Raw genomic sequence first — 18666 nt, forward strand, 5'->3', positions numbered from 1 at the left:
AAACACCAAAGAGAGCACTATAAAATCGTAAAGATTTTTGGTGTTCTTTTTTCGTCATACTGTTATTGGAAAATGCTAAAATAGTATGAAGTGTTATTCTAAGGTGGTGGCTATAGAGTGTTTCTCTTTATGACGGCTGGAGTGACTTTGGGGATTGCGGCTAAAATTTATTACGACACAAACTTTTTTAGGATGAACAAGATTGAGTTTCAAAGTAATAAAATACCGGATGGAACCGAATTTACAATTTTACAAATTAGTGACCTTCATAATAAAATTTTTCATAACAATAATGAAGAGTTAATTCGAACTATTAATAAAACAAACGCAAATATCGTTGTAATTACTGGTGATTTAATCGATAGGCGGACAAAGAATTTGAAGGACGTTCTTTATTTTGTTCAAAAAATTATGACAGCCCATAAAAATGTCTTTTATGTATCTGGGAATCACGAGTGGGGGAATCAGCATTGTAAGCAGTTACTAGATGGCCTTGAGAAAAGAAATGTTATCATCCTTGACAACAAAAATACGAAGATTGTTGAGGGAAGGGCAGTTATTAATTTAGCTGGTGTAGCAGACGTGACAACGAAACAAGACAACTTGAAAAAAGCACTGCAAGGTCTTAATAAAGACCACTTTACATTGCTTTTATCTCATAATCCATGTGTTATTAAAAAAAATGGAAGCCACTCTGTTGATTTAATTTTAAGCGGGCACACACATGGTGGGCAGGTGAGAATTCCTTTAATTGGAGCCCTGATCGTGCCAGATCAGGGTTTATTCCCAAAATATGCTAAAGGAGTATTTAATTTAGGTGGTAATCGTCATCTCTATATAGATAGTGGGCTTGGAACAAGTAGGCTGCCAATCCGTTTTCTTAACCAAAGCCAGTTTAGTTTGATAAAAATCACCAATAATAAAAAAGTCTGATGTTTTCTATTTCATCAGACTTTTTGGGATTTATGCAATCATCGTTTTCTTTAAATAATATTCAAACGCATCACTTGTCATTGGTTTGCTAAGGTAAAAGCCTTGGCCTAAGAGGCAGCCGCCGTTTTTAAGCTCCTCAATATGCTCCTCCAACTCAATGCCTTCAGCAATAACTTTCAAACCAATCGCATTTGCTATTGTTATGATCGCTCTAACGATGGCTTTACTTTCCTCATTTAAATGTATATCCTGAATAAATGAACGATCAACCTTTAAGATATCAATCGGCAGATGCTTAATATAGCTAAGAGAACTGTAGCCTGTCCCAAAATCATCGACAGAGATTTTAATGCCCATACTGCGCAACTTCTGTAAGATCGAAGCGGCATTTTTAACGTCAGCGAATATACTCTCCGTCACTTCGAGTTCAAGACATGTTGGGTCTAATTTTGTTTCTTTTAAAATATTTATGACTGAATCAATGAAGTTTGAATCCTCTAATTGACGGACCGAAACATTAACTGAAATGATTAAATTCGGAAAACCTTGTTTTTGCCATAATTTTGTTTGCCTACAGCTTTCACGTAAAATCCATTCTCCCATAGGTATGATTAAACCAGTTTCTTCAGCCAAAGAAATAAATTTTCCAGGAGGGATGATCCCGAGTTCCGGATGGTTCCATCTTACAAGAGCTTCCATCCCAAATAGCTCTTTCGTTGCAATATTTTGTTTCGGCTGATACTCCAAATAAAATTGCTCGTTTTTTATCGCACTTCTTAATGCATTTTCCAGTAAACTGCTCTCCAATGATTGTATCTTCATTTTATTATTATAAAAGGTAAAATCATTTTTGCCGCTTCCCTTTACATGATAAAGGGCATTATCCGCATTAACTATTAATTGTTCTGCAGAGTCGCCATTTTCAGGATAAGTTGCGATTCCTATACTGCATGTCAGGGAATACTCCTGCCCATAGGTGGATATTGGTTTTTGAAACATTTTTAAAATTTGTTTTACATCGATTATGATGTCCGCTTCATCTTGGACATCTTTTAACATAACAATAAATTCATCACCACCGAGACGTGCAATCATATCCGTTGGGCGAATGGCTTCTTTAATCCTATGGGCTGCTTCTTTAATCACAATATCTCCGGTATCATGGCCCCATTTATCATTAATAAATTTAAAATTATCTAAATCAATAAAAAGAATAGACAATTTAGATTTCAAATTATTTCTTTCAATAATTTCACTGCGAAGTTGATTCATAAACATGCGCCGATTTGGTAAATTGGTTAACGAATCATGGTAAGCTAAATGAAAGATTTCTTCTTCTAATTGCTTTTGTTTTGTTATTTCTTTTCGGATTGAAATATATTTATATGGCTTCCCTTTTTCATCCATAAACGGAACGATCGTTGCCTGAACCCAATAAATGGAACCATCCTTTTTTCGATTACGGACCTCACCCTCCCAGGTATGACCTGAGACGATTTGCTTCCACATTTCTTTAAAATACTCTTTAGGATGATACCCGGAATTGAGGAGTCTATGATTTCTACCGAGTAGTTCCTCCCGCTTATATTGACTGATCTCACAAAATAAATCATTCACATAAATAATTGCTCCTTTAGCATCAGTTATTGATACAATAGCAGCCTGGTCCAACGTATATTTTAATTCACGTAGATTTTTTAACGTATATTCAAGCTCCTGAATACGGGTCGTATAGTAAATGTCATCATGAACTAAATCGCTTGTCCTGCTCTTTTCATAGATTAAGTTTTCCATTGTCAGCTTTACTCCTAAGTGTACCGTATTTATGTTAATTATACACTTTAATTTAAATTGTATTTTTCTAAATAATAGCACAACTGCTATTCCTTTTAAAAGAATCAGCTTTGTGCTTCCTTTATTTCGCTTCATTATTGTACCTCGGATACAATTTATTCTTCATCTTTTTTTTGTTTAGACTTATTCTCCTCATTACCAAATACTTGTTGAGCACTATCGTGATCATCGGCTATAAAATCATAACCATCATTATCGACGATAATATTTACACAATTCGTAGCATGATCTCCCGAACTATTTGTATTACTTTTGGTGAACATGTCCCAGTTTGCGGCAAAGTTATTCCCAATAAGAACCCCCGATCTATCCGATGCAGTATTAATGTGGATATTAAGAAATTTTATAGTAATCATAAAAATCACCTTCCTTTAATATAGCTTATTAAGCTTATCCAAAACCCGTATAGGTGTTTCTTTTAGTACAACCATTAAATATGTTAAAATTTATCAAAAAGAGTTTGAAAGGAGAATTCAATGAAAACATATACTTCGAGATCAGAAATACCAGTACATGAAAAATGGAACTTAGATGATATATATATTGATGATAGTAGGTGGGAAGAGGACTTTGACCAAATTGAACAAATGGTGGAGGAACTTAAGAAATATAATGGTTCTATTCAAAATGGCAAGGATTTATGTGCCTATCTAAAACGACGAGAAGAGCTGTCCTATAAGTTCAAACATGTTTATTCTTACTGCATGTTGAAAGTGGATGAGGATACTAGGGACACGAGTTCACAAGCAATGCTCGACCGGGCAAAAGTGCTGGGTGTAAAGATCAGTGCAGCTACCTCGTTTTTTATGCCTTATTTATTAAGTTTGCAGGAAGAAACATTAAAAGCCTATATTGCTGAGGAAGAAGGGCTTAAATATTTTGAGGAAGATTTATTTGATGCTTTTCGTTATAAGCCGCATGTATTGAGTAAGGAACAAGAAGAAATCTTATCCCAGCTAGGTGAAGCCCTGTCTGTCCCAAGCAATACATTTGGGATGATTAATAATGCTGATATAAAGTTTGGTGAAGTCACCGGTGAGGATGGGGAAAAGGTTCAACTAACTAGAGGCATGTATTCTAAGTTGATTGAAGATGAAGATCGTGAGAAACGTCGTGAAGCTTATAAGGCATATTATCAACCATATGTGGCGAATAAAAATACAATCGCTTCGACGCTTTCAGGAGCTATCAAAAATAATGTTACATTGGCGCGAATTCGCAATTACCCTTCTGCGTTAGAAAAAGCGCTTTTTGGCGATAACGTTCCGAAAGAGGTATATGAAAATCTGATTACCTCGACCAAAGAAAATATCGCAACGATGCACGAGTACTCTAAGATCAGAAAAGAAAAATTGGGTGTTGATGAACTTCGTCAATATGATTTGAGTGTGCCGCTTGTTCAAGGTGTAAAGCAGGTGATTCCATATGAAGAAGCTTTTGAAACTATGTTAAAAGGGTTGGCATCACTAGGGGAGGATTATCTTAAAATTTTAAAAGAGTTCAAGTCGTCAAGGTATATTGATGTTCGGGAAACACCAGGAAAGCGTTCCGGCGCCTACAATCTTGGGATTTACGGTGTGCACCCATACATTCTTTTAAATCATCAGGATAATTTGGACAGTTTATTTACACTTGCCCATGAGTGCGGTCACGGAGTTCACAGTAAACTGAGTTCCCAGTACCAGCCGCAAATTACAGCGGGGTATAGCATTTTTGTTGCAGAAGTGGCTTCAACTGTGAACGAGGTTTTATTAATAAACTACTTATTAAATAATGAAAAAGATCAAAAAGTCCGGAACTATTTATTGAATCATTTTATCAATCAATTCAAGGGTACATTTTTTACCCAAGTTATGTTTGCTGAGTTTGAGATGAAAACGCATGAAATGGCAGAGAAGGGTATACCTTTAAATGTGGAAGTATTCAATCAGACGTATGAAGCTTTATTTAGAGAATATTACGGCCCTGATATTGTTTTTGATGAAGAGGTAAAATATGGCTGGTCAAGAATACCGCATTTTTATCGCCCGTTTTATGTTTACAAGTACGCAACAGGGTTTGCTTCAGCAATCCATATTGCGACGAAAATATTAGAAGGGGATCAAGAAACGCTGGGCTCCTATGTAGAATTCTTAAAGAGCGGCAGTTCAGACTATCCACTTGAACTGTTGAAGAAAACCGGCGTCGATTTAACGACACCAACGCCAATCGAAAATGCATTGAAACGGTTTAGCGAACTTATTAAGGAGTTCTCGGAAATATAAGAAAGGTGGGTGGGCCTGATGGGACACAGATCCCGCCCCTTTGTCCCATCCTAGAAAGAATCGGGGAAGACCATGGGAATTAACAACATTATCGTTTATATAGTAATCGGTTGTTTTTGTTTAGGAGCAATTGATAAATGTATCGGAAATAGATGGGGCCTAGGTCAACGCTTTACTGATGGGTTTATGGCTATGGGTTCGCTCACACTGGCGATGGTTGGTATCATCTCATTAGCTCCAGTGTTGGCTTCGATCTTAACACCCATTATTGCCCCTGTTTATGGACTAGTTGGCGCAGATCCTGCTGCTTTTGCAAATACGCTTTTAGCAATTGATATGGGTGGCTATGCATTAGCAACGGAAATGTCTCAAAGGGCAGATGCAGAGCTGTTTTCATGGGTTTTTCTTGGAACGATGATGGGTCCCACTCTAGTTTTTACAATTCCGGTTGCCTTAGGCATCATTCAAAAAGAAGATCAACCTTATTTTGCCAAAGGGATTCTTTTAGGGTTAATCACTGTTCCCATAGGCTGTTTAGTTGGGGGCGTTGTGGCTGATATCAATATCCTAACGATCATTAAAAACCTTATCCCAACGATCATCTTTTCTGTTTTAATTTCAATTGGGTTATGGAAGTATACAAATAGGATGATTGCTGGATTTTCCATTTTTGCAAAGTGTATTGAAGTGTTAGCGATTGTCGGACTAACTGCGATAAGTGTTCAAACGCTTACTGGTTTTATGATTATTCCTAATATGGCGCCGCTTATGGATGGTATTAAAACGGTTGCGATGATTGTTCTTTTCCTTGCGGGTGCTTTTCCATTGGTTGCTGTTATTTCTAAAACGCTTCATAAACCGCTTGGGAAAATTGGCGCATTGTTGGGAATAAGTGAAACGTCAACTACGGGGTTGGTGGCATCCTTAGCCCATGCTATTCCGATGCTGTCCATTTTGAAGGATATGGATTCAAGAGGAAAGGTAATCAATGTAGCTTTTGCGGTTAGCGGTGCTTTTGTATTTGGAGGCCATTTAGGATTTGTGGCCGGTATTAATAAAGAAGTGGTGTTTGCAATGATTGTGGGAAAACTAGTTGGCGGGCTAAGCGCGGTTATTTTAGCGGTTGTTGCAACTAGGAAAAGTAGGGGGAAAGGTTGAAAATTAAAAGGACCGGGAGCTTATTTGTCCTCGGTCCTGATTGAAGTGGATTGTTCTGCCCTGCTTCTATACTTCCTTTGGTGAATACTGTACTCTTCTTACTCTAGTGACTCCTAATCTAGTTGAGAGAATGATAGAAATTATCGTAAGAACAACAATCATCGAAATAACACCAAACCACCCGAAGCTACTGTAGAAAATTCCACTTACCGTACCACCAACACTTGAGCCGAAATAATAGAAAAATAAATATAAGCCTGATGCTTGTGCTTTATTTTGTTTAGCTAATTGACCGACCCAACTACTGGCAATCGAATGTCCGGCAAAAAAACCGAACGTGAAAACAGCAATTCCGATAATTTTTACCCATAAGGATGTATCTAGCGTAATACATGCTCCCAATAATAAAATTACTAATGAAACCTGAATTAATTTCTTTTTACCATATTGATCGGCCAACATTCCCATCCAAGTCGAACTGAACGTTCCAACCGTATAAACGATAAAAATAAATCCAACTAAGGTTTGGCTTAAAGAGTAGGGAGGTGCAATCAACTCAAAACCAATGTAGTTATATAATGATATAAAGCCACCCATTAATAAAAATCCAGTTATAAAGATATAAATAAGACCTGGTTGTTTAAACTGTGAGAATAGGCCAGTCACCAACGATTTGACGGCAAATGTTTGAGCTTGGAAATGAGTTGATTTTGGTAAAATAAGCCAGAAAATAATACTTGCAATTAAGCTAATAACGCCAATACCTTCCAGAGCAAACCGCCACCCGAAATGATCTGTTAATATACCGCTAATGATTCTTCCAGCCATACCGCCTACGGAATTTCCACTAATGTATAAGCCCATCGCCATACCTAAACTTTTCGGATCAATTTCTTCACCTAAATAAGCCATTGCGACAGCAGGCAATCCAGCCAGTGTAATTCCTTGTAGTATTCTGCATACAAGTAGTAGATGAAAACTTGGACTAAATGCCGTTAAAATCGAAAGTATGGAAGAAGCCACCAATGCAAATGTCATCATTGGTTTACGGCCGAATACCTCTGATAAAGAACCGGCAATCAACATGCTTATGGCCAGAGCTATCGTAGTAGAAGATAGACTCAAACTTGACGCTGCTGGTGAAATATGAAATTCCTTACTGATTTCAGGAAGTAAGGGCTGCGTCCCCCACAGTATTGCAAATGTATTAAATCCTCCTGCGAATAAAGCAATGTTTACCATTCTAAATTTGTGTGTCCCACGCTGTATATACCCCATTTTTAAAACATTCCCCTTTATTTGTTATGAACGAAACCTTGAACATATTGGATAAAATTTTTTGTGACAGGTGATAGGTAACCGTCTTTTAAATGAGCAATTCCAATTTTTCGATTGCAAATTGGTTTTTTTACATGGATCATCTTCACCTTCGTTTTCTTTAGCACTTCTATATTTGGTACGATGGAAACACCTAAATTTGCGCTAACTAAACCAGAAACCGTCCCGATATCTTCCCCCTCAAAAACAATATCAGGTGCGAGGCCCGCTTCTAAACAAAAATTATGAAGAATCGTACGTAATCCATAGCCCTCTCTAAAGGAGATAAAAGGCTCATTTTCAATCATTTTCAAATCAACTTCATCATATTCCGCTAGCCAGTGGTTTTTAGAGACTATCAAAAATAATTCCTCGGTCATTAGCGGCTCCCATATCAAGTCTTCGTCATCCTCTAAAAGAGAAAAAAGCGCCAGATCGACTTTTCCCGATTTTACCTGGCTAAAAATTTCTTGGTTAGAAGTTTGATGCAGAAGAAATTTAACATTTGGAAATTCGGATCGATAAGTACTTAATATATCTGGAACAAAACTCATACCGAGTGAAGGTAAAAAGGCCAAATTAATCGTACCAGATTCGGGATGAATATCTTGAAGAATTTCTTGTGTTCCTATTTCGATTTGCTTGATCGCTTGTTCAACGCGTTTTAAAAACATTTCACCATAACGATTTAAATAAATATTTCTGCCTTTACGATTAAAAAGCTTAACGCCTAATTCGTCTTCAAGCTTGGCAATCGAACGGCTTAAAGCGGGCTGTGAAATAGCTAATTGTTCAGCAGCCTGTGTAATATGCTGCATCTTGGCTACGGTCTGAAAATAAGTGATCTGATGCCATTCCATGTTTTTGACCTCATATATAGTTAGAATTTACTTATAGTTTATCATACTCCTACTATTGCATAACTTCTAATTGATAGTTTGCATATAATTCATTACTTTTAGTTATGAATATTTGAATGGGGACAGAGGGTCGGGAACTCTGGCCCTGGGTTCTGAGTCCCAATGAGCCAGAGTTCCCGACCCTCTGTCCCAGGGATCTATATCTATCAAAACAAAAGAGCCTGGAAGATTTTCCAAGCCCTCAATTTGTTATTTTAGAATTTAAATTGGCTAACCATTTCTTGTAGTTTTATAGCAGTAAAGCTTAATGATCGAGCGGTAGCGGTTATTTCCTGCATTGCTGCGGTTTGCTCTTCAGCAGCTGCTGAAACGTTTTGTGCATTCAGTGCTGATACTGAGGTGGTATTTACTATGGAATTCATCATCTCAACTATTTCAACACCGCTTTTATTTACACGTTCAACCGCAATTATTGTTTCTTTTGAATGCGCAGATAAATCTTGGATAATTTTTGTGATCCCTTCAAAAGCATCTCCTGTTTGCTTCCCTAAACTAATTCCACCATTTACAGCAGTGGTACCTTCGCTCACCGATTTTATTGCATTGTCTGTTTCTTTTTGAACTTGTTCTATAAGTTGTTGTACTTGACCGGCAGCATTACTTGATTGTTCAGCTAATTTTCTTACTTCTTCAGCAACTACTGAAAAACCTTTCCCATGCTCACCTGCTCTTGCCGCTTCTATAGCAGCGTTTAATGCTAATAAATTAGTTTGATCTGAAATTTGCGTGATTAAAGAAATAATTTGCTCTATTTCTTTTGATTTTTCTCCAAGTTTACCAATTACATCTGAGACATTGTTTACCTTATTACTGATTAAATTCATATGTTCTAATGTTTTATGAACAATTTCATTTCCAATACTTGCGTGGCTTTGGGCATTGGATCCTAATTCAGCAACAAACTGAACTGAAGCAGCCACTTGGTTAATACCTGACGAAATTTCAGCTACGGTTTGGGAGGAGGTTTGACTAGCCAATAATTGCTGATCCGTTCCCTGAGCCACTTCTTGTATGGAATTTGCAATTTGGTCTGTTGTCTGAGCGGTTGATTCCGCACCTGCGGTAAGTTCCTCCGAAGAAGCAGTTAAGTGTTCAGATGTTAGCTTTATTTGATGTATAAGGTCAACTAACTTTGTTCTCATTTCCTCAAATGATCCAGCCAATGTACCGATTTCATCTTTTGACCGAATGGTTATCGGTTGACGAAGGTCACCTTGTGCGATAGTCTCTGTAGCATCCATTAGTTTTCTCAATGGAACTATAATTGAGCGGCTTAAGAAAACGGATATCATGATGGCAAGTACAAAAATAATTCCGCCAAGAATGCCAATTACCATTTTATTTTTGTTCATTAAATCATGAATATCCTGTAATGATTGATTAATGCTAGATAAATATTTTTTTTGGTAATCGTCAACTTTTCTATTAATATCTAATGAATTTTTGTCAAACAGCGGCATTATTTCATTGCCTTTTTCTGTGCCGGCTTGAATATATTGATTAGCCATCTTTTGACCCATTTCATAGTAGGAATCAAATGATAATTTTATAGCATCTAATTCCTTAGCTTCGGTCGGATGAAGTTCTTTTAGCTTTTCAAGATCCCTATAAAATAATTTGCTATGGGCTTCTGCTAGTTTGAAACCATCATCAAAACCATCTTGCGCTCTTGTAGCACTAATATCTGATAAATATTGTTGAACTTGGACAACCGATAATTTTAATTGATCAGCTAACAAAGCGGACTGTAATGTTTTTTCTTTAATTTCTTCAAGCTGTTTTACTTGTGAAGTCAAATTCACAATTTGAATTGTTCCAAAAATAAGAAATAAAAGGAAAATAATTCCGAACGACAAAAAGTTTCTTGATCTAATGCTCATAAAAACCTCCGACTCAGTATATAGTTTAGTTCAAAAGTCACAACTAAAATTATACCAATCAAGGGAATATTTTACTATATTTTTCAAGTAAAAAGTCTACAAAGTATGTTTTATCAACGATTATTGAAATCATTCTAGTTTCCCGATCTGTTCCACAGCTTCCACCAATTGCTCTACTCATTTACAAATCCTTCGAAATTCAAAATTTTGACAGAATTTTCTATCCTATAACTAATCTGGCTGAATATGATGTAGTAAAGAAGGGAGGAAACAAAAAGCCCTTCTAAATAACGAAAGAAGGTGCCTCACATGTCACTCGCACAATTTGAAGACGTTTTTGAAATTTGTTGTGAGTTTATGGCATTAGATGAAAAAGAAAGAATTGACAGAGTAAAGAAGGATAGGTTAGAGGTAAGGGAAGATCGACGTCCTGTAGGCTATGAGTGGTGGGAAGTTGCGATTGATGAGATCGAAAAAGAAAGAAAATTACTAAATGTATAGCTATAAAACAAAAAGGCTGTCGAAAAAAACCAACTTTTTCGGCAGCCTTTTTGGTGCTTCTAATTTTATGTACAAGATATTAATATAAGCCCTTATTCATACTATATTTTGGGGGTGAAATAATGCCAAGAATAAATTACCGAAGTTCGGACATTGCCTTAATGGCAAGGATGATGAGAGCAGAAGCTGAAGGTGAAGGAAACCAAGGAATGTTATATGTTGGAAATGTAATTGTTAATCGTGTTATAGCAGATTGTTCAGACTTTAAGGATGTTAGATCAGTTCATCAAGCCATATTTCAAGTTCAAGGAGGTAATTATTCGTTTGAAGCTGTTCAAAAGGGCAATATGTTTTATCAAAGAGCGAGAACAGGTGAGAAAAGATTAGCAAAACTGAATTTGGATTATTGGAGACAACACCCAGCGAAATTCGCTCTTTGGTATTTTAATCCATATGCACCATGCCCGTCAACATGGTACGATCAACCCTTTTCTGGTCAATTTAAAAATCATTGTTATTATGAACCAAAGGCTGGAACATGTGATAGTGTTTATCGGGGATGATAAGCTTACTCAAAGAGTAAGCTTATTTTTAATCATTTAGGAATTTTAACTTGGGAAATCCGTTAGCTCTTTTCTATACTCATCTACTTCGTCGGTTAATGTATCATTATTCTTTGCCAAAACTTCAAGAAAGCTGTTCAGCATTCCTGTGTAGTCACTTTTGATTTCTCTACTAACAGCATCTAGATATACAGCCTTTGCTTCAGGGTCAATTTTTTTTGTATCATAACTAAACAGCGGCGTATTATTAAGCCCGAAGAAAGTAAACATCTCATACCTCTTATATAACTCAGTCACTTCATCCAGTCTTTCAGAACTTGGATATTGCTTCAAAAAAGCCTCTTGTTCAAGAGCTCTCTCGACAATTTCATCCCAGCTAATCATTAGGGCGGCATCTTTAGCGGGCACCTGATTAGATTCAACAGCCATGATTTCAATATAATCCTGTATTTCCTTAGTTGCGTTAGCACTGAATGTTTTATAGAACTGATAATCTATGATTGGAAAATAATATCCCTCTGCAGTTTCGATTTTATAACCGCTGTTTTTTGTTTCTTCAAGCAAAGTTTTAATCTCAGCATCGGCCATGTTTTCTATTTTACTTGTATCCCCTTTAAATAAATCCCTGAATTTTACTTGCAGATCTTCACTGCTTGTAAAATTCTCTTCGAATGTTGGTAAATGATTTACTTGTAAATCTTCTAATGCCAAAATCATACCAGAAACGTTTTGTGGTGACACATCAGATACGTTTTCCTCCATGAATTGGATCACTTCACTGATCTCTGGATTGTTTGCTATTAAATTGTTAAAGTTACTCATCACTTGTTCTTCACTTGCGTGTGGATTCTCTTCTGGTTGAACAACCTCCACTGGTTCATTGCTATTATTTTTATCTGTAGATTGATTTCCAAAAGAACAACCTGCGGAAAATAGTAACATTGAAGCCAGCGTTGAAACAGTCCATATTTTTTTATTTACCATACAATCATCTCCTTCCCATTGTTAAGACGTACCTTCGCTAAAAAAGTTACAAAAATAATAAAAAAACCAACATTCAGGAAGGAATGCTGGTTCTAATCCGTATTTCCTTATCGTTAGAAAAATCTCTTTTTCCAAAAAATAAAGGCGGTAATGCTCGCAAATATTATAGATATGAACATTGCAATGAAAAACGCATGCGGATAATCCTGAAATGGGATCGAAACGTTCATCCCATAAAAGCTCGCTACCATTGTTGGCAGGGCCAAAATAATTGTAAAGGATGTTAAAAACTTCATAACTATGTTTAAGTTGTTTGATATGACTGATGCAAAAGCGTCCATCATTCCGCTCAGAATCGAGGAATGAGTTTCCGCCATTTCAATGGCCTGTTGATTTTCAATGATTACATCCTCTAATAACTCTTTATCATCCTCATACATCTTCAAGTAGCTGCTTCTTAACATTTTTTGCATGACAATATTATTAGATTTCAATGAAGTCATGAAGTACACTAAGCTTTTTTCTAAATTTAACAGCGAGAAAAGCTCTTTATTTTTCATCGATTGGTGTAGTTCACTTTCGATTTCATCTGTTTTTTTATTGATTTGTTTAAGGTATCTAAGATACGAAGTTGCGGTTAAATATAATATTTGTAAGGCAAATCTTGTTTTTTTGTAAGTGAAAAATTGCTTTACTTTGTTTTGGGAAAAAAGGTGAAAGATCGGATTATCCTTCAAACAAACAGTAACAAAACAGTCTTTCGTAATGATCATTCCTAACGGGATCGTATCATAAATCGGTCTGTCAAATTCATCCCGTGTAACTAAAGGTACATTAATGATAATTAAAATATTATCGTCTTCTTTTTCAATCCTGGAGCGTTCTTCTTCGTCTAAGGGGTCTTTTAAAAAATCCAAAGGAATCTGTAGTTGATTGGCAGTATAATTAATTTCTTCCTCTGTTGGAGATATTAAATTGACCCAGCAACCTTTGACGATTTCCGTTGTTTCTTGAATGTCTCCAAATTCATTCGTAGCAAAAGTTTTTAACATTGAAAATTCCTCCTCGTCTTAAAGAGGAAGCCATTAAAACCTATCTAATTAATGGAAGTTGATATTTTTATAAGGTATCAAGCTTCTTGATGTCTGGTAATGAATGATTTCCTCATTGATCGAACTGGGTTCGGGTTCATTACATGGTATGTTACCCAAAAAATATCAACTCCTTATCAATAACTTTAAATATATTTATCCACCTTCATCATCATACCTTCTCAAAATTCCCTTGTAAACTACCAAAAGGGTATTGTGAATTTTGTCAGAATAGTGAGAAAGAGGGCTTGGCACTGCGGCATGATTCGGGCCAGAGATCCCGACCCTGTGGGACGGTTTGTGGGACACAGTTCCCGCCCCTCCGACCCAGATGCTACAGTCCCGTTTTAGAAAAAGCCGGGGCCACCGAAGAAAGGATTACCAAATCCCCCGAAGCCTCCATATCCTCCGAACCCCCCGTACCCTCCAAATCCTGGACCAAATCCTGGGTAACAGCAGGGACGAGGCGTAGCTAACCCACCAAGATAACCGACCCCCAATCCTAGAAGACCTGTAGCGATCGGGGCGGCAAGGAACCATCTTTGATCTTCGTAGCCCTGCCTATAGTTCGGCACCATGTTTCCATAATAATTTGAATACATTTTTTCTCCTCCTTTTCATAAAAATAGGGAAATAAGTCTACTTGCATCATATGGTTAAATAGAGGATAAGAGTGGACGATAGCCTGTTTTAGAAAAATTAATGAATCCGTCTATACTTAATCAAAAGTTGTATCATAGAAAGGAAGAACGAAGAACAGCTAGTTATTATGACTAAGGAGAAAAGTTTATGTTGAAATATGTGATATTTGATTTTGACGGGACACTTGCTGATTCAAGAGTTGTACTAGTTGCAGCATGGAATTCGTTAGCTAAAAAACATAATTTTAAAAAATTGAAATTAGAAGAGTTAGATGCTTTGAAAAAGCTATCTATCAAAGAACGTAGTAGGTTGTTGCGGATACCGTTATATAAGGTGCCCATCATATTACCCCAGTTTTTTCAGCTGTATAGGCAAGGAATTAAGAATATTAAACCTTATGATGGAATCAAAGAAATGTTGAATGATGTGGAGAAGAAAGGTTGCAAGATTGCTATTATTTCCTCAAATTCACGGGAGAACATTTCGTATTTCTTGAAACATTATCAAATTAAAAACATAAAAGAAGTACTTTGCTCCAGTAAAATTCATGGCAAAGATAGGCTCATTATTAGATTTTTAAGGGAAAAACAATTGAAGTCATCTGAAGTTGTATACGTAGGGGATGAGCACCGGGATGTAGTTGCCTGCAAAAAAACCGGAGTGCAGATGATCTGGGTTGGATGGGGTTATGATGCGGAAGAGGTGGTAGACCCTTTGAAGCCGGATTATAAAGTGTATACACCGGCTGAGATTTTAAAGGTAATTAAATGAGGTATTTTGGACAAAATCCAAACTTTTTGAAACTTTTAACAAAACAAATGTGTAATTAAATATATAGAGTTTATTAAAATAGTGTAGGTATGAGAAGGATCACATTATTACCGAAGAGGAATATGAAAAAAGAAGGCTGAATTATTAAATGCTAAGTGGTAGGGAAGCACCTGATAAAATAGGGACAGTTGTCCCTATTTATTTTTTAAATTAAAACCAAAATTTTTTCTCTTCAAAACTAATACTTTCTTCAAAACTGGATAGACTAAATAGCCAATGAACACCCCTAATATGTTCAAAATTAAATCATCAATATCCAAGCTTCCTCTTTTCGTGATAAATTGGATTCCTTCAATCATCGCAATGGTGAAAAAACTAATTGTTAGTAACTGCCCGACCCTAGGGCTGACTTTTATATAACAATAGTAAACCCCGAATGGTATAAATAATCCAATGTTTGCCCCCAGGTTATAAATGGCGATTAGCAAATCCACACGACCTTCCAAATAAAACATTACCGTTTTGAATGGCATGAGATTAATCGACCCATAATACTGATTTTCCGGTCTGAAAAATAATAAGATTAGCAGTCCAATAGAATAGCAGAATATCACAAAATCAAGAATTCTCTTGGAAATTGCTATTTTTTCTTTCGTCGCCCAAAGACCTACCAATAATATTGAAGAAGTCAAGCAAAACCATACAACCCCGATAACGAGTGGGTGCAAATATTGAGTTAGTTTCATCCAAATCGGTAATAGAGCTAGGAATAGGACTTGGGAAATGAAAAGATTGAGTTTGATGCTTTTTTTCATGAGTGCCTCCAGGTAAACAGTTCGGATATAAATTTTGTTAAGCTAAAACTACATGTAATTGCATTATACCTTGTTTAAAAAATCAAACAGGTGTAACCCAGAAATTTACAAATATTATGGTCAATCGCATTTGGAGAAACGAAAGCAGGGGGAGAGGTACCATACAATTGCGTTTTAAGGGACTATAATTATTTTATCGTGAATATAATGAATGATAAAGAGAAAGGTAAAGGATGTGTTAAAATGAGCCAATACAAACAATATATTTTAAATTATGGAGACGATGTTTGTGATTTGGAATCTAGTCCTTTTGAAAGTTTGCGGATGTTATTTGACAGAACTGATCTATATAAAATCCAAGATGAATTGGATTTTGATGAAAAGGTCTTACTTGGCACTTACGATTTAAAACTTATTGAGAATGCTGAAAAAATGGTTAAACATATCAGCCAAATATATAATTTTGATTACTCAAGTAACATTCCATATGAACAGTGGTGGTGGCATTTAGATAAAATAGCGAATGGAATGCTGAGTTTCAATGTATCTTCAGAGGTAAGGAAGGTCATGTAAATTAAATCAGAGAATTAAAAGTGGGCAAAATCCAGATATCGGGTTTTGTCTTTTTTAAACTAAAAATATTCTTTTTACAGTGAAAATATTTAGAATTTTTGTTTATTTTAGTATAGCTTTTTGGTGGGAATATTTATATAATTTAAATAATTCAATTTATTAAAATGGGATTTAATCCTTAAATTAACGAATTTAGACATATATAAATAATCAGTAAATCATAGAATCCGCAATTCAGCACTAAAAAAGGGGGCAATGTTTAATGATTGGGCAATGGTTAGAGATAATTGATTATGGTACCCTTTTATTCCATGGAGCCATCTTTTTAGCGGCTGCGGTATGGTTGCCATATACGATTGTTAAAGGAGTTAAGAAGAAGAGAAAAGAAAGAAAAAAACAGAAATTCCAGGTGATCGATGGGGGGAAAATGAAGCGGGCCATTTAAAAATGGAGGAGCTTCATTTTTTTGTGATCCACCGTTCCCGACCCTGTGCCCCACAAAATTACTCCAGATAGTGCAACACTTTTTCTAATGGATTTTTTATTAACTTTTTTCGGTAGTCATCGACAAACTTACAAAAAACTACTTCTAGTATATTTTCCAGCTTCAAGTTATGTTCATACGTTTCTGCCAAATCTTCCAGTAGATATTCACCTTCCAATGCATCATTATGTTTGATCGATACATGAACGGCCTCGTAGCCACGGATTTCTTCTGCTATCACACCGTCATAGACTTCTTCAGATTGGTAAACATTTTTGGGGGCCAAATCTCTTGAATTTAATAAATGATAAATAGTATGCATATCATTACTATCTGCGTATTTGAGAAAATCAGTATAGAGAATTTCAGATAATTTCTCAAGGGTAAAAGGTTTATTAATTTCATCCTCAATTTTACGGCATATTAACTCCGCTCTGGAATAAAGCTTTTGAGGTACATAAAAAGTAAAAATATGGCGACGATTCAAAAGGGAATAGGCAGCATTATAGAAAAATTTTTTACTTCTATTGAATTCTCTAAGACTTTCATTCTTTTCTAGTTCACGAGAAATCAAATCCAACTGACTATACATCATTCTTTCCTCCGTCCATGTTAATTCTATTACTATTAAATATATTTCTTTTAAGATAAATAATAACTGATTTTAACATTGTTTTTTATTTATGTATTTTATAAGTATTGGAGGGGATTTGATTTTTTATACTTGAAAGGGCCGGAGTTCCCGACCCCGTGGCTCACAAAAAAGGGGTCGGAGAACCCAAACCCCGCAGCTCAAGCAAGCTGCAAGGCAATTTCCATCATATTAGTAAAGGCGGTTTGTCTTTCTTCCGGAGTGGTTTCCTCTTTTGTATAGATATGGTCACTAACGGTCATAATGGTAAGTGCATTCACACCCGCACGTGCAGCGTTCAAGTAAAGGCCGGAAGTCTCCATTTCTACAGCAAGTATCCCCATTTTCTTCCACCTATCCATAGCAGTAGCATCATCATTATAAAAAATATCGCTTGAAAGCACATTTCCAACATGTACCGGTAGACCTTTTTGGTCTGCGGCTTTCTTTGCCTTTTCCAGTAATGAATAGGAAGCTATACAAGAAAATTGCCCAGGAAGGTTAAACTGATCGACATAGTTTGAATTCGTGGATGCACCCATGGCCAAAACGACATCGTATAGTTTCATATTGTCCTGAATAGCACCACAAGTACCAACTCTTATTAAATTTTTTACACCAAATACATGTATGAGCTCCCATGAATAGATCCCTATACTAGGTATACCCATGCCTGTTCCCATAACGGATACTTTATTGCCATTGTATGTACCGGTAAAGCCCAGCATATTACGTACAGAATTAAACTGCACTACATCATCTAGATAGGTTTCAGCGATAAATTTTGCCCGTAAAGGGTCCCCTGGTAAAAGGATCGTTTCCGCAATTTCTACACCATTTGGTTTAATATGAGGCGTTTCTTTATTCATATATATCCATCTCCTTACATTTTGTCGTTATTTCCAAAGCTATATCATTAATAAAGCTTTTGCAAGTTGTTTTAAGTTTATTCTTAGGTTAATTATTGGAGTGATCCACAGTTCCCGTCCCTGTGGCCCGCTATGGTAAAAGAATATTATGAAAATTTAAATTATTTGTTGACAAAGGGGACAGTCACTCTATATAATTAGTTCAATAGAGCATGAAATTATAAAAAAGTTATAATTTAATTTCGCTTCTAGAAAGAATGCCTCTTTCGTGGTCAGCGAACCGATAAATTAGAAACTTGTTAAATGAATGAAACTGAGAAATCTACCTAATCTTGGTGAAAACCAGAATAATCCGTAGATTTAAGCCAGTTATATCAACGCTATTTGTTGGTATGACTGGCTTTTTATTTTATAAA

General features: G+C 36.0%; 19 protein-coding genes. 8 read left to right on the top strand and 11 right to left on the bottom strand.

Annotated elements, in window-relative coordinates; genetic code table 11:
* Nucleotides 1–117: 117 nt before the first annotated feature.
* Nucleotides 118–933, top strand: a complete 816-nt coding sequence (locus tag BAZO_RS09695; RefSeq protein WP_003331275.1) for a metallophosphoesterase — start codon at nucleotides 118–120, stop codon at nucleotides 931–933.
* A 30-nt stretch (nucleotides 934–963) separates the two neighbouring features.
* On the opposite strand, the gene BAZO_RS09700 is transcribed toward BAZO_RS09695, so the two are convergent.
* Complete coding sequence (locus BAZO_RS09700; RefSeq protein WP_003331276.1) at nucleotides 964–2727, bottom strand: putative bifunctional diguanylate cyclase/phosphodiesterase; 1764 nt, start codon at nucleotides 2725–2727, stop codon at nucleotides 964–966.
* 155 nt (nucleotides 2728–2882) lie between these two features.
* Nucleotides 2883–3143 carry a hypothetical protein gene (locus tag BAZO_RS09705; RefSeq protein WP_003331277.1) on the bottom strand — a complete coding sequence of 87 codons (261 nt, stop codon included), beginning with the start codon at nucleotides 3141–3143 and terminating at the stop codon, nucleotides 2883–2885.
* A gap of 120 nt (nucleotides 3144–3263) precedes the next feature.
* Between BAZO_RS09705 and pepF the strand changes: the two genes are divergently transcribed.
* Nucleotides 3264–5051: an oligoendopeptidase F gene (gene pepF, locus BAZO_RS09710; protein ID WP_003331278.1), complete on the top strand. Its 1788-nt coding sequence runs from the start codon at nucleotides 3264–3266 to the stop codon at nucleotides 5049–5051.
* A 72-nt stretch (nucleotides 5052–5123) separates the two neighbouring features.
* Nucleotides 5124–6209, top strand: coding sequence for an ethanolamine utilization protein EutH (gene eutH / locus BAZO_RS09715; RefSeq protein WP_003331279.1), 1086 nt, complete (start codon nucleotides 5124–5126; stop codon nucleotides 6207–6209).
* 66 nt (nucleotides 6210–6275) lie between these two features.
* On the opposite strand, the gene BAZO_RS09720 is transcribed toward eutH, so the two are convergent.
* The 4 genes from BAZO_RS09720 to BAZO_RS23200 form a co-directional block, all read right to left on the bottom strand.
* Nucleotides 6276–7487 (bottom strand): MFS transporter, encoded by a 1212-nt coding sequence (locus tag BAZO_RS09720; protein WP_003331280.1) that lies wholly within the window; start codon nucleotides 7485–7487, stop codon nucleotides 6276–6278.
* Nucleotides 7488–7504: 17 nt separating this feature from the next.
* Complete coding sequence (locus tag BAZO_RS09725) at nucleotides 7505–8386, bottom strand: LysR family transcriptional regulator (RefSeq protein WP_003331281.1); 882 nt, start codon at nucleotides 8384–8386, stop codon at nucleotides 7505–7507.
* 254 nt (nucleotides 8387–8640) lie between these two features.
* Entirely contained in the window at nucleotides 8641–10326 is a 1686-nt protein-coding gene (locus tag BAZO_RS09730; protein WP_003331282.1) for a methyl-accepting chemotaxis protein, read from the bottom strand.
* A 58-nt stretch (nucleotides 10327–10384) separates the two neighbouring features.
* A complete protein-coding gene (locus BAZO_RS23200; protein WP_267880041.1) occupies nucleotides 10385–10507 on the bottom strand; it encodes a hypothetical protein in 123 nt (40 codons plus the stop codon).
* 128 nt (nucleotides 10508–10635) lie between these two features.
* Between BAZO_RS23200 and BAZO_RS09735 the strand changes: the two genes are divergently transcribed.
* A complete protein-coding gene (locus BAZO_RS09735) occupies nucleotides 10636–10827 on the top strand; it encodes a hypothetical protein (protein ID WP_003331283.1) in 192 nt (63 codons plus the stop codon).
* 122 nt (nucleotides 10828–10949) lie between these two features.
* On the top strand, nucleotides 10950–11390 hold the full coding sequence (locus tag BAZO_RS09740) for a cell wall hydrolase (protein WP_003331284.1): 441 nt from the start codon (nucleotides 10950–10952) through the stop codon (nucleotides 11388–11390).
* 45 nt (nucleotides 11391–11435) lie between these two features.
* Here BAZO_RS09740 and BAZO_RS21180 read toward each other — a convergent pair whose 3' ends face one another.
* A complete protein-coding gene (locus BAZO_RS21180; protein WP_003331285.1) occupies nucleotides 11436–12374 on the bottom strand; it encodes a hypothetical protein in 939 nt (312 codons plus the stop codon).
* A gap of 113 nt (nucleotides 12375–12487) precedes the next feature.
* Nucleotides 12488–13426, bottom strand: coding sequence for a magnesium transporter CorA family protein (locus BAZO_RS09750; protein ID WP_003331286.1), 939 nt, complete (start codon nucleotides 13424–13426; stop codon nucleotides 12488–12490).
* Nucleotides 13427–14254: 828 nt separating this feature from the next.
* Between BAZO_RS09750 and BAZO_RS09760 the strand changes: the two genes are divergently transcribed.
* Nucleotides 14255–14878, top strand: a complete 624-nt coding sequence (locus tag BAZO_RS09760; RefSeq protein ID WP_003331289.1) for an HAD-IA family hydrolase — start codon at nucleotides 14255–14257, stop codon at nucleotides 14876–14878.
* A 194-nt stretch (nucleotides 14879–15072) separates the two neighbouring features.
* Here BAZO_RS09760 and BAZO_RS09765 read toward each other — a convergent pair whose 3' ends face one another.
* On the bottom strand, nucleotides 15073–15693 hold the full coding sequence (locus BAZO_RS09765) for a VanZ family protein (protein WP_003331290.1): 621 nt from the start codon (nucleotides 15691–15693) through the stop codon (nucleotides 15073–15075).
* Between the two features lie 243 nt (nucleotides 15694–15936).
* On the opposite strand from BAZO_RS09765, the gene BAZO_RS09770 reads away from it, so the two are divergent.
* Both BAZO_RS09770 and BAZO_RS09775 read left to right on the top strand, forming a co-directional pair.
* A complete protein-coding gene (locus BAZO_RS09770; protein ID WP_035195525.1) occupies nucleotides 15937–16266 on the top strand; it encodes a hypothetical protein in 330 nt (109 codons plus the stop codon).
* Nucleotides 16267–16528: 262 nt separating this feature from the next.
* On the top strand, nucleotides 16529–16711 hold the full coding sequence (locus tag BAZO_RS09775; protein WP_003331292.1) for a hypothetical protein: 183 nt from the start codon (nucleotides 16529–16531) through the stop codon (nucleotides 16709–16711).
* Between the two features lie 58 nt (nucleotides 16712–16769).
* Here the strand turns inward: BAZO_RS09775 and BAZO_RS09780 are convergent, their stop codons facing one another.
* Complete coding sequence (locus BAZO_RS09780; RefSeq protein WP_157382110.1) at nucleotides 16770–17345, bottom strand: hypothetical protein; 576 nt, start codon at nucleotides 17343–17345, stop codon at nucleotides 16770–16772.
* Nucleotides 17346–17542: 197 nt separating this feature from the next.
* Complete coding sequence (gene deoD, locus BAZO_RS09785; RefSeq protein WP_003331294.1) at nucleotides 17543–18250, bottom strand: purine-nucleoside phosphorylase; 708 nt, start codon at nucleotides 18248–18250, stop codon at nucleotides 17543–17545.
* Nucleotides 18251–18666 lie beyond the last annotated feature (416 nt).

Source organism: Schinkia azotoformans LMG 9581 (assembly GCF_000307855.1).
Lineage (GTDB): Bacteria > Bacillota > Bacilli > Bacillales > Bacillaceae_J > Schinkia > Schinkia azotoformans.

Excerpts from the sequence above, each read along its gene's own strand:
- BAZO_RS09735 (WP_003331283.1), top strand. The coding sequence starts at position 10,636 with ATGTCACTCGCACAATTTGAAGACGTTTTTGAAATTTGTTGTGAGTTT.
- deoD (WP_003331294.1), bottom strand. The coding sequence starts at position 18,250 with ATGAATAAAGAAACGCCTCATATTAAACCAAATGGTGTAGAAATTGCG.
- BAZO_RS09720 (WP_003331280.1), bottom strand. The coding sequence starts at position 7,487 with ATGGGGTATATACAGCGTGGGACACACAAATTTAGAATGGTAAACATT.
- BAZO_RS21180 (WP_003331285.1), bottom strand. The coding sequence starts at position 12,374 with ATGGTAAATAAAAAAATATGGACTGTTTCAACGCTGGCTTCAATGTTA.
- pepF (WP_003331278.1), top strand. The coding sequence starts at position 3,264 with ATGAAAACATATACTTCGAGATCAGAAATACCAGTACATGAAAAATGG.
- BAZO_RS09750 (WP_003331286.1), bottom strand. The coding sequence starts at position 13,426 with ATGTTAAAAACTTTTGCTACGAATGAATTTGGAGACATTCAAGAAACA.
- BAZO_RS09700 (WP_003331276.1), bottom strand. The coding sequence starts at position 2,727 with ATGGAAAACTTAATCTATGAAAAGAGCAGGACAAGCGATTTAGTTCAT.
- BAZO_RS09705 (WP_003331277.1), bottom strand. The coding sequence starts at position 3,143 with ATGATTACTATAAAATTTCTTAATATCCACATTAATACTGCATCGGAT.
- BAZO_RS09730 (WP_003331282.1), bottom strand. The coding sequence starts at position 10,326 with ATGAGCATTAGATCAAGAAACTTTTTGTCGTTCGGAATTATTTTCCTT.
- BAZO_RS09725 (WP_003331281.1), bottom strand. The coding sequence starts at position 8,386 with ATGGAATGGCATCAGATCACTTATTTTCAGACCGTAGCCAAGATGCAG.
- BAZO_RS09760 (WP_003331289.1), top strand. The coding sequence starts at position 14,255 with ATGTTGAAATATGTGATATTTGATTTTGACGGGACACTTGCTGATTCA.
- BAZO_RS09770 (WP_035195525.1), top strand. The coding sequence starts at position 15,937 with ATGAGCCAATACAAACAATATATTTTAAATTATGGAGACGATGTTTGT.
- eutH (WP_003331279.1), top strand. The coding sequence starts at position 5,124 with ATGGGAATTAACAACATTATCGTTTATATAGTAATCGGTTGTTTTTGT.
- BAZO_RS09765 (WP_003331290.1), bottom strand. The coding sequence starts at position 15,693 with ATGAAAAAAAGCATCAAACTCAATCTTTTCATTTCCCAAGTCCTATTC.
- BAZO_RS09780 (WP_157382110.1), bottom strand. The coding sequence starts at position 17,345 with ATGATGTATAGTCAGTTGGATTTGATTTCTCGTGAACTAGAAAAGAAT.
- BAZO_RS23200 (WP_267880041.1), bottom strand. The coding sequence starts at position 10,507 with ATGAGTAGAGCAATTGGTGGAAGCTGTGGAACAGATCGGGAAACTAGA.
- BAZO_RS09775 (WP_003331292.1), top strand. The coding sequence starts at position 16,529 with ATGATTGGGCAATGGTTAGAGATAATTGATTATGGTACCCTTTTATTC.
- BAZO_RS09740 (WP_003331284.1), top strand. The coding sequence starts at position 10,950 with ATGCCAAGAATAAATTACCGAAGTTCGGACATTGCCTTAATGGCAAGG.